The sequence below is a fragment of the Actinocrinis sp. genome (assembly GCF_035605935.1).
GTDB lineage: Bacteria > Actinomycetota > Actinomycetes > Streptomycetales > Catenulisporaceae > Actinocrinis.
Window position 1 is genome coordinate 1 of sequence record NZ_DATNGK010000151.1, and the last position, 12,169, is coordinate 12,169.

Sequence of the window (12,169 nt, forward strand, 5' to 3'; positions counted from 1 at the left end):
CCGCGGTGCTGCGTGCTCGAACACGCGGAGGCGGTCAGGCAGATCGCCGCGGCGGCGGCGAGCAGCCGGGTGGAGCGTCGTCTCATCCTGCTAGTCCCTTCGGGAGAGTCCCGGTGCCGCCGGGGCAGTCTTCGGTGTCAAAAGCGAGCTGTCGCTGAGCTTTTCGTCGTCCCTGGCCGCGGCCAGGGCGAGAGTGAGCGCGCCGAGCAGGGGGGCGTCGTACGGGTACGCGGCGCGAACGAGTTCGGGTGGATAAGGCACGGCGGCGTCCAGAGCGCGGCGCAATCCGTCGCGGATCGGTGCCCAGGAACGCACCAGCCCGCCGCCGACCGCGATGCGCACCGGGTCCACCGCGATCGCCAGATTGACCAGGTGGAAGGAGAGTTCCGCCACGAAGCGGTCGACCAGCCGGGCCGGTTTCGGGTCGGCGCCGTCAGATCCGGCGGCTTCGGCTCGGGCAAAGAACTCGGCGGCGAGCGCGCCGATCTCGTCATCGCCGCCGCGACCGTCGATTCGCTGTCCGTCCCCCGCGGACAGCACGGCCGCGGCTTCGAGCATCAGGGCTTTTCCGCTGACGACGTCCTCCAGCGGGATGCGCTGCGCGGCGGCGCGGCCCACGTCGTCGAGCCCGCGCAGGTTGTAGCCGATCTCGCCGGAAGCGCCGTTGCGACCGTCGATCACCGCGCCGTTGGCCACGATCGCGACCGCGAGCCCGGTGCCGAGGTTGAGGTAGATCGCCGGGTCGCAGCCGACCAGCGCGCCCGACTCGGCCTCGACTCGGGCGGCCGCCTTCACGTCGGTGGCCAGCCGGATTTGCGCGCCGGGAAAGGCCTCGCGCAGTTCCCGGCCGAGCGCGAGAGCGTCCCAGCCGGGGATGTTCGGCGCGAGGGCGACGCCGTCCTCGCCCGGAATCCCGATGGTCGCCACGCCGACCGCGGCCAGCGAGCGGCCCGGCGCGACCGTGTCCAGCAGTTCCCGCGCGGCCTGGATCGCTCCGGCGAGGCTGGCGGCGGCACCGAGCCCGGCCCGGGTGTCCCGGGTGGCCGAGCCCAGCCGGGTTCCGTCCGTTTGCGCCACGGCCAGGGCGGTCTTCGTTCCGCCGAAGTCCAGCCCCAGCACGACCGGTGGTGCGTCCACGCGCGGCTCCCGAGTTCCGGCTGCCGCGGCCGGGCGGCCGCGAATTTGTAAGGAAGTTAAACTATATGAGGTCAGCGCGCAATGCCCCGGCGTAAACGATCAATAACGGCTGCGCAACGGTCTCGGGTCCGGTTGCGCAGGAAGGCCCAGACACAGCTGCGCCGCACCGCCTGACGCTCGGTCAGGCGGTGCGGCGCAGTGGGCCGCAGGTTCCGGTAGCGGTCAGCCTTGCAGGTAGTCGATCAGGTGCTGCTTCTCGTCTTCCAGCTGGCTGATGGTGCTCTTGACCACGTCACCGATGCTGACGATGCCGACCAGCCGGTTCTGTGAGACCACCGGAATGTGCCGGAATCGGCGCATGGTCATCGTCTCGCGCAGTTCGTCCAGCGAATCCTCGGGATGGCAGGTCTTCACCTGAAGCGTGGCTATCTGCTCCACCGGGGCGTCTAGGACCTCGGCGCCGCGATCGTTCAAGCGGCGCACCACGTCGCGCTCGGAAACGATGCCGGCGACCGTGATCCCGTCCGGGGAGACCACGACCGCGCCGATATTGTGCTGGGCCAGCAAAGCGAGCAGGTCGCGGCAGGTGGCGTCGGGCCGGACGGTGACGACGCCGCCGCCCTTGTGTTCGAGTACGTCTCTGACCCTCATGGTGTCCTCCGCCTTTGGAGTTCGGCCTGGGTTCCTCTCACCGTGACCGACAAAGCGGCCGGGCGCCACCCCTTGAGGCAAAGCTTTCCCCGAGTGGAGGTATACGGGAGGTAGCGGGGCAGATCGGGCGACGGTCCCAAGCGGCCGCGTCGAGCGGCTCAGGAGGGTGCGTGCGGGAACGGCTGTTGATCAAGAAGGCCGCTCTCGTACGCGACGATCACCAACTGCGCCCGGTCTCGCGCGCCCAGCTTCATCAGCAGCCTGCTGACATGGGTCTTGACGGTGGGCGAAGCCAGGTGCAGATGCTCGGCGATCTCCGCGTTTGACAGGCCGCGGCCGACCAATGCCAGCACTTCGTGTTCGCGGTCGGTGACGCCGTCAAGCGAGACGCGCGGCGCGCGCGACGGCTGCGGACTGCGGCTGAACTGCTCGATCAGGCGCCGAGTGACGGTCGGCGCGAGCAGCGCTTCTCCTGCGGCGACGACCGTGATCGCGTCGAGCAGTTGGGCCGGCGCGGTGTCCTTGAGCAGGAATCCGCTCGCCCCGGCGCGCAATGCGGCGAATACGTACTCGTCGAGGTCGAAGGTGGTCAGAATCAGGACACGGGCACCGCACACTTCGGCGTCCGAGTGCGAATCCGATCCGCCGCCGGACTCGGCGCGCTCACGCCCGGCGGCGATGATCCTGCGGGTGGCCTCGATCCCGTCGAGCTTCGGCATACGGACGTCCATCAGCACCACATCCGGGCGCTCACGCTGCGCCAGCTCGATCGCCTCCGCTCCATCGGCCGCCGCGCCGACGACCGTCATTTCCGGGGCGGAGTTGACCAGCACCTCGAACGCGCCGCGGACCAGCGCCTGATCGTCCACGATCAGCACTCTGATCATGCGGCGCCGCCGTCCAGCAGCAGGCTGTGATCCACCGGCAGACTGGCCGCGACGCGGAATCCGCGCAGCGGCAAGGGCCCCGCCTCGAATCCGCCACCATGGAGAACCGCGCGCTCACGCATGCCGATGATGCCGTGGCCGGGACCGGCCGGTGCAACCATGCCGACCCCGTCGTCGGTCACCTCGATATTCAGCGCGTCCGGCGCGTAGGCGAGACGGATGCGGCAGCGGTCGGTCCGCGCATGCTTCACCACGTTGGTCAGCGCTTCCTGCACGATCCGATACGCCGACAGCTCCACTCCCCCGGGCAGCGCCCGCTGTGGTCCGCGGATATCCACGTCCACAGCGGTGCCCGCCTGCCGCACCCGGCTGATCATGTCATCGAGGTCTGCGATGCGCGGCGCCGGAGCGCGTACCGTCTCGCTGGAGTCTTCGCGCAGCACTCCAAGCAGCTGCCGCAGCTCCGCGAGCGCTTCCCTTCCAGTCGTCTCGATCACGGCCAGCGCCGAGCGCGCCTGCTCAGGTTGCGTGTCGAGCACGTGCCGCCCGACTCCGGCCTGCACGGTGATCACGCTCATGCCGTGCGCCACCACATCGTGCAGCTCGCGGGCGATGCGCAGCCTTTCCTCAGTCACCGTGCGCCAAGCCAGTTCGTGCTCTGCCCGCATCTGATCCTGGGCCTGCGCCCGGACCGCCGCGACGTATGCGCGCTGCCTGCGCACCGCGAAGCCGATCGCCCACGCCGCACACAGCACGGCCGCGGGCGTCACCGACTGCGCGATGAAGACCCATTGCTCCTGCTTGGGAGCCTGGACCACAGACCGGTTCGGAGCAGCACCGAAGAACAGCACCATGATGAGAATCGAGCCGATCAGCGCGCCGAGCGAAACCCGCTTCGGGCGGACCGCCGCCACGATGTACAACGCCAGGCCCACCGCGATGAATGGATCCCGCTGGAATCCGCCCAGGTAGGAGACGACGCAGGCCACGAAGGCCAGCACGAGCATGGAGAGCGGGGCGAGCCGCCGCAGCGCGATGGCGACTCCTGAAAGCACGGCCGCGGCGACGCCCACGCTCATCGGCAGCGCCAACGGCCGCGGATGCTGCGGTATCAGCGCCGACCTGATCAGCAGCAGATTGAGTACGGAACCGGCCGCCGCGTCCACGACGAACGGTGACGCACGACGCCAGTCGATCGCGGAGAGCTTCACGTCCTGACCGTAATCCGTGCGCGCTGCCTGCGCATCGTCCCGCGGATGTACCGCGGCGCCTCATTCCGAGGGCGTACGTAATGGCATCGCCGAAGCAGCCGTACTTCTCCCGGCTCGATACGCCGGTCCGACGACGCGCGATGTGTTCGCCGGGAGGCTGATCAGGTCAGCATCGTCGGATCCGGCCGCGCGCCGAGGTCCCGAATTCAGCGGAGTTCCGCATGATCGAAATCAAGGACATCAGCAAACGCTACGGCGGGAAGCTCGCGGTCGACGGCCTGTCGTTCGCCGTGCGACCGGGAATGGTCACCGGCTTCCTCGGTCCGAACGGCGCCGGGAAAAGCACCACGATGCGCATGATCCTCGGCCTCGACGAACCGGATCGCGGCGAGATCCGCATCGACGGCCACCGGTACGTCGAATTCAAACGGCCGCTGTACCGCATCGGCGCTCTGCTCGACGCGACAGCTGTGCACGGCGGCCGCAGCGCACGCGCGCACCTCGAAGCCCTCGCTCGCAGCAACGGAATGCGCCGTCCACGAGTCGACGCCGTGCTGGAACAAGTCGGATTGAGTGAGGTGGCCGCAAAGCGAGTCGGCGGGTTCTCGCTCGGCATGAAGCAGCGGCTCGGCATCGCGGCGGCGCTGCTCGGCGAGCCGCAGGTGCTCATGTTCGACGAGCCGGTCAACGGCCTGGACCCACAGGGCGTGCGCTGGGTACGCGAACTGTTTCGGTCGCTGGCGACGGAAGGGCGCACGGTGCTCGTTTCCAGCCATCTACTCAGCGAGATGGCGCAGACTGCGGACCATTTGGTGGTGATCGGGCGGGGCCGGTTGATCGCAGACACCGGCGTCGAAGAGTTCGTGGACGCCGGTTCGGCGGGCCGGATTCTCGTGCGCACGCCCTATGCCGGTGATCTGGCCCGGCTGCTGGTGGCGCAGGGCGCGCGGGTGGAACCTGCCGAGCGCGCGATGCTCGCGGTGACCGGCGTGACGCAGGAGCGGATCGGCGACATAGCCGCAGCGCATGGGCTGGCGATTCACGAAATGCGGGCGGACCGCGCCTCGCTGGAAGAGGCGTTCATGGAGTTGACCGAGGAAAGCGTCGAGTATCGCGCGGCTGGAGAGCCGCAATGAGCACCGCGACAGCAACGGAAGCGATGGGAGCAGGCTCGGGAGCTGGGCGGGAAACCGTGACGCTCACGGGCTCGAACACCCCGCTCGGCGGTCCGCCGGCGCGATTCCTCGACCTGCTCGCCGCCGAGTGGATCAAGTTCCGCTCGGTGCGCAGCACGTACTGGGCGCTGCTGTTCGCGGCCGTGCCGTCGATCCTGGTCGGCATTCTCATCGCCCAGAACGTCAGCTCCAACTGGGCGAACCTCATCGTGCACCCGGATTTCAAGTTCGACGCGCTCGCCTCGAGTTTCGACGGCTTCGAATTCAGCCAGCTGGTCATGGGCGTGCTCGGAGTGCTCGTGATCAGCGCCGAGTATTCCAGTGGCCTGATTCGCTCGACCTTCGCCGCGACGCCGCAGCGGCGCGCGGTGCTCGCCGCCAAGACCGTGATGATCGGCGTGCTGGCGCTGCTGTGCGGCGAGATCCTGTCCTTCTCCGTGTTCTTCCCCGTCCAGGCGATCATGCACAAGGTCGGCGTTGGCGTGTCGCTCGGCTCACCCGGAGCCCTGCGCGCCGTACTGATCGCCGGTTTCTACCTCGCCGTGCTGGCGCTGATCGGGCTCGCCTTCGGGGTGTTGCTGCGGCACACGGCCTGGGCGATCTGCGCGGTATTCGGCCTCGTGTTCATCCTGCCGGGGGTGATTTCCGCGTTCCCGGCGCCGTGGGGCGACCGGATCGGCAAGTTCCTGCCCACGGACTGCCTTGGGCAGCTGATCTCGCAGCAACCGCATGCCAACGATCTTTCCCGGCCGTGGTCGTTCGTGATGATCGTCGCCTATCCGGTCGTCCTGCTCGCATTGGCCAACTATGTGCTGCGGAGGCGCGACGCGTGATGACTTAAGACGCTGGCCACGGCCACACTCTTCCCATAAGTCGGCCTGGATGACAATCTGTGGCATGGCTCGCGACGAACCCGAAGGGCCGATCCGGCGTCGGTCCTTCGCCACATCGTCCGCGAGGCGGGGATCAGGTCAAGTACGGCCGCCCAAGGAGCCACCGGTGCGCACCCGAATACGTAGAACATCGATGGTCGCCGCCGCTCTCCTCCTCGCCATCGACGCTCAGCCGATCGCGGCGAGCGCCGCCACGTCCACGGTGGGTTGGGTGAGGCTCGCGCAGCTTTCCCCAACGATGGCGCCCGTCGACGGGTACCTCTCCCCGAGTGCGCAGACACAACCAGCCATGGCGCACGCCGCGTACGGGACGATTTCGCAGTATCAACCGGTCGCGCCGGGAAGCTATATCGCGGCGTTCCGCGCGGCCGGCAGCTCCGCGACAGCAAACCCGCTGGCCACGACCCAGCTCACCGTGACGGCCGGACAGGCGTACACGGTCGCGGCCTTCGGTACGGCGGCCAACCTCCAGGTGCTGGACGACGCACTGACCGCGCCAGCCGGAAAGGCGAGCGTCCGCGTCATCGAAGCGTCACGGCTGAGCCCGACCGCGTCCGTCATGTTGGGCACCGAGCCCTTGGCCGCCAACCTGCGTTCGCCGGGCGCTTCGCCTTACCAGGCGGTCAATCCGGGAGCGGGCGCACTGCTGGTCACGACCAAGGCCGTCACCACGCAGACAATCTCCACCAACCTGGTCGCGAACAGTACGTACAGCGTAGTGATCTTGGATGGAGCGGAGGACATCGCACGCGTGCTCGTGGTCGGTGATGCCACCGGAATGAACGCAATGCCGAAAGGCGGTGTAGCCACCGGTTTCGGCGGTACCGCCAACACGAGGCATGACTACGCGCCAGCCCTGGAGCTCTCGCTGCTGGCCGCGATGCTGGGGCTCGCCGCGATCAGACAACTCAACCGGCGTCGGCAATCCGGGTGAGCACGCGATGAGATGGCATCCCAAGCACGCCAGGCCGCACCAGTGGTTCGTCAAGGACGGCCGGCCTTCGCTAGGACGCGTCGCCGCGGCCGCACTCGCGGTGGCCACAGTTGTCGGAGTAACGGCCGCCATAGCGCGCGGCGCCTCCTCCCCGGCACCGAAGGCGAAGTCACCGGCAGTGGTCGTGGTACCGATCGCCTCGCCCACCGGCGACGACGCGAGCGCGAGCAGCTCCCCGGCCGTCGATGCGCATCCGGTGTCGATCGACATTCCAGTGATCAACGTGCACACCACGCTGCAAACGCTCGGCCTCGACGCGTCGGGCGCTCTGGAGCCGCCGACGAACCTGACCGAGGCCGGCTGGTACACCGGCAGCTCGGTGCCGGGCCAGAATGGACCGTCGGTCATCGCAGGACACGTGGACTCTTTCAACGGCCCGGCGGTCTTCTTCAATGTCAAGTCACTGAATCCGGGAGATCGGATCACCGTGGGGCTCAGCTCGGGTCAGAGTGTGGCGTTCCAGGTGATGCTGGTGCAGCATTATCCGAAGACTGATTTCCCGACCCAGGACGTGTACGGCGCGCGGCCCGATCCGGAGCTGCGGCTGATCACCTGCGGAGGTGCGTTCGCGGACGGACACTATCTGGACAACATCGTCGTGTACGCGGCACTGGCCAAGTGAAGCCGTCGCGCTGTCCCGTTCAGCTGGACAACCCGCTTTCCCCTCCGGACCAACCGCCGCCCGCCATCCCGCTTTCCCCCATACAAAACCCCCGCGATGACATCTCCGCTAGAACCGGCGGGTTCGCTGGTGCCCGCCTTTTTTAAAGTCCGTGCACGCGTGTCCCGCATTACCGTCAACCGCCGTCGGCGAAGCTATCGCGAGACAACCAGCGCGCAAGGACGTCTGTGGCCCAGCGCCGCCGTAAACGAGACTCGCCGCTGCATTCAAGCCGCGTAGCGGAGATGACATCGCGGGGTTTGTATGGGGAAAGCGGGATGGCGGCCGGCGGCTCGAGGGTGGGAAAAGCAGGTTGTCCCGTTCAGCTGGACAGGCTTGGCGCGAACTAGTTCAGGACGCGGGCGGCGGTCGCGGTCACCGCATCGCCGACGGCAGCCAATGCCGGCGAGCCGAGCTTCCACTGCTGCCAGTAAAGCGGCACATCGACTGGGTGCTCGGGCGCGACCTCGACCAGATCACCGCTGCCGCGTTCGACGACCTGGATGTCCGGCAGCATGCCCCAGCCGAATCCCGCCGCCACCGCTTCGAAGAAGGCCTCGGAGGCCGGCACGTAATGCCGGGGTCCCGAGGTGACGCGTGGACCGAGGCGGCGCAGGAATCGATCCTGAAGATCATCCTTTCGATTGAAGATCACGACTGGCGCGCTGCTGAGCGCCTGCCTCAGTGGAGCCTGCGATAGCCAGCGATCGACGAAGGACCGCGTCGCCATCGCGCGGTAACGCATCCGGCCGAGCTTACGCACGATGCAGCCCTGCACTGGTTGCGGCGAAGAGGACACGGCGGCCATCACCAGGCCTTGGCGCAGCAGTTGATCGGTGTAGTCCTGATCTTCGCGGTGCAGTTCGTAGCAGACCAGCGGATCTTTAGGCACGCTCGCGAGCGCAGCGAGGAACCAGGTCGCGAGGGAGTCGGCGTTGACCGCGATGGAGAGGGCGACCGGTTCGTCCCCGCCCGGCAGACCGAGCTCGGCTGCGGCGTCACGTTCTAGCGCGGCGAGTTGCCGCGCGAAGCGGACGACGGCTGTCCCGGATTCGGTCAGCCGTACCGGCTTCGAGCGCACTAGCAGGACCCGGCCGGTGCGCTGTTCGAGCGCCTTGATCCGCTGACTGATCGCCGAGGGCGTGACGTGGAGCGCCCGGGCGGCCGCCTCGAAGGTGCCCTCGTCCACCGCGGTGAGCAGGGTGCGGACGTGGTCGAGCGGGAGATCGGTCATCACAATTGCTAATGATAGATAAGAAAGTTTAGCTGGCCTGTTGGCGAGCGGCTTTCTAGCATCGACCAGGTGAGTGGCTTGACGGCCGGGCTGGCCGGACTCGGAACTGGTCTTTCGCTGATCGTGGCGATCGGCGCGCAAAACGCGTACGTGCTGCGACAGGGATTGCGGCGTCAGCACGTCGGCGTGATCGTCGCGATCTGTACGGTCTCGGACGTGGCGCTCATCGCGGCCGGGATCGGCGGACTCGGGGCGCTGGTGCGGCATTGGCCGCACGCGGTCGCCGTCGTGGCGTGGATCGGCGGGGCGTTCCTCATCAGCTACGGCCTGCGCGCCGCGGTGCGTGCTGTGCGGCCGGACAAGCTCGACGCGGCGCGCGCCGAGGGAGGCAGCAGGGGCTCCCTCGGCGCGGCGGTACTTACGTGCCTTGCGCTTACCTGGCTGAATCCGCACGTTTACTTGGACACGGTGCTGCTGATCGGCTCGGCCGCAAACAGCTACGGATCAGGACGCTGGTTCTTCGCGGCCGGGGCCGCGACCGGAAGCGCGATCTGGTTCAGCGGGCTCGGATTCGGCGCGCGGCGGCTGGCTCGGTTCTTCGCCAGGCCGCGCGCCTGGTCCGTGCTCGACGGGATCATCGCGGTGACGATGATGGTGCTGGGTACGGCGATGCTGGCTAGGGCGTGAACGGGCGCCAGTCGCCGAAGTAGGTTCGGATCGTGTACGAGGCGGCTTGTGAGTCAGTGAGCTGCGGTACGTCTGCGGCGACGTCCGCTGCCGCCGGTCCGGTGTTCTGGTACTCGAAGTAGCGTGCGTCGGTCCACTTGAAGAACGGGCTTGACCAGTTCTCGTAGTGGGCTGAGGAGATGGCGGCGCCGAGGTAGGTGTCCCGGATCGTCATCTGCGCCACCGGGTTCGTGGTTCCGGTGTGCCGCCAGGGCCGGCTGAGGAAGTCGGCGCCGGCGGCGAGCGTGCCGTCCGCGTTGTCGATGCGGCTGTTGGTGATCAGATAGCCGTAGGTGAACGCGGTTGGCGTGTCCGGCGCGGAGACCGAGCCGCCGGAGTGGCCGCCGAGGATGTTGATGTCGTCGTGGTCGAATACGGCCGTCGCGGACCCGCAGATGAAGTCGATCGAGCCGCTGATCGTGTCGTCCAGGTAGTACTGCCGCGCCGGTGACGGGGTGGCGGTCGCGGGCGGGCTGGTCGCGGGCGGCTGAGCCACGCCGTCCTCGGTGAAGCACTCCTGGGGCTGGAAGTTGTCCGCGTATGAGGATGCGAACACGGTGTCCTGTACGCCGGTGAAGGTGTCGTGCGCGAAGATCACCTTGTCGGCTACTGCTTTGACCGCGACCGCCTGCGGACCGCGGGCGGCATCGGCCGGGTCGGCGGTGCGATCGAAGGTGTTCGCGACGGTGACGCCGTACGCCTGGAATTCGTCCCCTGCGACGGTGAGTGTCGCCGAGCAATCGGTGCCGTAGAGGTTTCCGTTGGGCGCGTACATGCCGTGCGCGATGTTGTCTTCGATCGTCACGTCAGCTGCTTTGCCGGTAGCGCCGATGATCGTCACGTCCGGCTTGTCGGCCGGGATGTAGACCTGGCCGATGTACGTTCCCGGCGCGACCACGATGGTGGTGTGGCGGTGTGTGCCCGGCGTGATCGCGTTGACTGCGGCCTGGATTGAGGTGAAGGCGTGCACGCCAGGGGGAAGGTGCGTGGTTGCGGGTGCGACGAGAAACAGACCGCTGATGCTCTCGGATTGCCTGGCGGCGTTGCTTTCGATGACGCTCGTGTCGGCGGCTGCCGCGCCGGCTGAGGTGATCAGCAGGAACGCGGCGCACGAGATCGAGGCTAAGGCTCGTGTCCGGTTCACGGGGTGGTCACCGGCTGCCCGTTGATCGTGACGTCTACCAGTTGGAAGTCGTCAACGTACTGCGAGGAGTTCTTGCCGGTCATCGTGGTGATCGTGACATCGTCGAGCAGGATCGAGCCGATGTGGTCGGTCGAGTAGCCTGCGGCGGTCCAGCCCGCGACCGCTGTGTTGACCGTCCAGTGCTTCAGGGTGATGCCGGTGACGGTCGGCGGGAAGGTGCCGGTGTTGCCTTCACCGTAGTTGAAGTCGATCAGCAACACCGGCCCGCCGATCTGCCCGGCGGTGACCCGGTAGATGTTGCTGTTCTCGATGTAGCCGCCGCGCACCGAGTTGGTCTTGAGCCGGTGTCCGGACTGCAGGATCGGGCTGTTCATGGTCAGGTCGCGACCGTAGACGTTCTTCACGCCGCCGGTCATCTCGCTGCCAATGGTCACCCCGCCGTGGCCCGCGGCGAAGGAACAATTCTGGATGACGATGTTCTGGCTGGGGACGTTGACCCGGCGGCCATCGGTATTGCGACCGGACTTGATCGCGATGCAGTCGTCGCCGACGTCGAAGGTCACGCCGTCGATCAACACGCCGTCGCAGCACTCCGGGTCGCAGCCGTCGGTGTTCGGGCCGGTGGAGTTGACCGTCACGCCCTCGATGGTGACCTCGCTGCTCAGCGTTGGGTGCAGGTGCCAGAACGGGGAGTTGCGGAAGGTGACGCCCTGAATCAGCACCCGCTGACAGTTGTAGGGCTCGACGAAGGTCGGCGGCAGATGGAACCCGGCGCCGTAAATGCGCTGGGCGACCGGCACTCCCGCGTCGGCCTGCGCGACGAGCTGGTTGAAGTCGGGCGTCTCAAGGCTCTTCCACGCCCACCAGTTCGCGGTGGAGGCCTGGCCGTCCAGCACGCCGCCGCCGGTGATCGCGATGTCCGTCTGGCCGTAGGCGTAGATCAGCGGCGAGTAGTTGTAGCACTCGATGCCCTGCCAGCGGGTGAAGACAGCTGGCAGATACGCGTTCGGGTCGGTGGAGAACAGCAGCGTGGCGCCGGTCTCGACGTGTAGTTCGACCCGGGATTTGAGGTGGATCGGGCCGGTCGCGTAGCTCGCGGTGCCGGTCGGTCCGGCTGGGATGACGACGCGGCCACCTCCGAACCGGGACGCCGCAGCGACCGCGGCGGCGATGGCGGCGGTGTTGTCCGTGGCGCCGTCCGCGACCGCGCCGAAGCGGGTCACCGGGAAGTCGCGGCGGGGAATGCGGGGCCTGCGAATCCGGCGGATGATCGCGTCGGCCGCCTCGTCGAGAGCGCGGTCCGGGTTGGGGCCGCAGTTGGGACCTGCGGTGTTCGCGTTGGATGAGGTGGCTGCGGCGTGCGCCGCCGCGCCGGTGAAGGGAACCGCGGCGAGTGCTGCGGCTGCGGTGCTTGCGCGCAAAAAGGCACGCCGATCGAAGGGTGTGGACATGAAGG

The 12,169-nt window shown here is 67.8% G+C and carries 12 protein-coding genes; 5 read left to right on the plus strand and 7 right to left on the minus strand.

Annotation, left to right across the window (positions count from 1 at the left end; translation table 11 throughout):
- Window positions 1-90: 90 nt before the first annotated feature.
- The 4 genes from VN779_RS12665 to VN779_RS12680 form a co-directional block, all read right to left on the minus strand.
- A complete protein-coding gene (locus VN779_RS12665) occupies window positions 91-1,137 on the minus strand; it encodes an ROK family protein (RefSeq protein ID WP_325722752.1) in 1,047 nt (348 codons plus the stop codon).
- Between the two features lie 222 nt (window positions 1,138-1,359).
- Window positions 1,360-1,788, minus strand: a complete 429-nt coding sequence (locus VN779_RS12670) for a CBS domain-containing protein (RefSeq protein ID WP_325722754.1) — start codon at window positions 1,786-1,788, stop codon at window positions 1,360-1,362.
- Between the two features lie 158 nt (window positions 1,789-1,946).
- Complete coding sequence (locus tag VN779_RS12675; RefSeq protein WP_325722756.1) at window positions 1,947-2,675, minus strand: response regulator transcription factor; 729 nt, start codon at window positions 2,673-2,675, stop codon at window positions 1,947-1,949.
- Entirely contained in the window at window positions 2,672-3,886 is a 1,215-nt protein-coding gene (locus VN779_RS12680; RefSeq protein WP_325722758.1) for a sensor histidine kinase, read from the minus strand. Before VN779_RS12680 ends, VN779_RS12675 begins: the two co-directional genes overlap by 4 nt.
- Before the next feature lie 221 nt (window positions 3,887-4,107).
- On the opposite strand from VN779_RS12680, the gene VN779_RS12685 reads away from it, so the two are divergent.
- The 4 genes from VN779_RS12685 to VN779_RS12700 all read left to right on the plus strand — a co-directional run bounded on the left by VN779_RS12685 (window position 4,108) and on the right by VN779_RS12700 (window position 7,570).
- Window positions 4,108-5,022, plus strand: coding sequence for an ABC transporter ATP-binding protein (locus VN779_RS12685; RefSeq protein WP_325722760.1), 915 nt, complete (start codon window positions 4,108-4,110; stop codon window positions 5,020-5,022).
- Window positions 5,019-5,894 (plus strand): ABC transporter permease subunit, encoded by an 876-nt coding sequence (locus VN779_RS12690; protein ID WP_325722762.1) that lies wholly within the window; start codon window positions 5,019-5,021, stop codon window positions 5,892-5,894. The genes VN779_RS12685 and VN779_RS12690 overlap by 4 nt, the downstream gene beginning before the upstream one ends.
- A gap of 166 nt (window positions 5,895-6,060) precedes the next feature.
- On the plus strand, window positions 6,061-6,888 hold the full coding sequence (locus tag VN779_RS12695) for a DUF4397 domain-containing protein (RefSeq protein ID WP_325722764.1): 828 nt from the start codon (window positions 6,061-6,063) through the stop codon (window positions 6,886-6,888).
- 7 nt (window positions 6,889-6,895) lie between these two features.
- The gene (locus VN779_RS12700; RefSeq protein ID WP_325722766.1) at window positions 6,896-7,570 is read left to right on the plus strand and encodes a class F sortase; all 675 of its coding nucleotides are present in this window, start codon (window positions 6,896-6,898) and stop codon (window positions 7,568-7,570) included.
- A gap of 385 nt (window positions 7,571-7,955) precedes the next feature.
- Here VN779_RS12700 and VN779_RS12705 read toward each other — a convergent pair whose 3' ends face one another.
- Window positions 7,956-8,843, minus strand: a complete 888-nt coding sequence (locus tag VN779_RS12705) for a LysR family transcriptional regulator ArgP (RefSeq protein WP_325722768.1) — start codon at window positions 8,841-8,843, stop codon at window positions 7,956-7,958.
- Between the two features lie 60 nt (window positions 8,844-8,903).
- Between VN779_RS12705 and VN779_RS12710 the strand changes: the two genes are divergently transcribed.
- Window positions 8,904-9,530: a LysE/ArgO family amino acid transporter gene (locus tag VN779_RS12710; protein ID WP_349260762.1), complete on the plus strand. Its 627-nt coding sequence runs from the start codon at window positions 8,904-8,906 to the stop codon at window positions 9,528-9,530.
- Here the strand turns inward: VN779_RS12710 and VN779_RS12715 are convergent.
- Window positions 9,520-10,713, minus strand: coding sequence for a pectinesterase family protein (locus tag VN779_RS12715; RefSeq protein ID WP_325722772.1), 1,194 nt, complete (start codon window positions 10,711-10,713; stop codon window positions 9,520-9,522). The genes VN779_RS12710 and VN779_RS12715 overlap by 11 nt on opposite strands.
- On the minus strand, window positions 10,710-12,164 hold the full coding sequence (locus VN779_RS12720; protein WP_325722774.1) for a glycoside hydrolase family 28 protein: 1,455 nt from the start codon (window positions 12,162-12,164) through the stop codon (window positions 10,710-10,712). The genes VN779_RS12715 and VN779_RS12720 overlap by 4 nt, the downstream gene beginning before the upstream one ends.
- Between the last annotated feature and the right edge of the window lie 5 nt (window positions 12,165-12,169).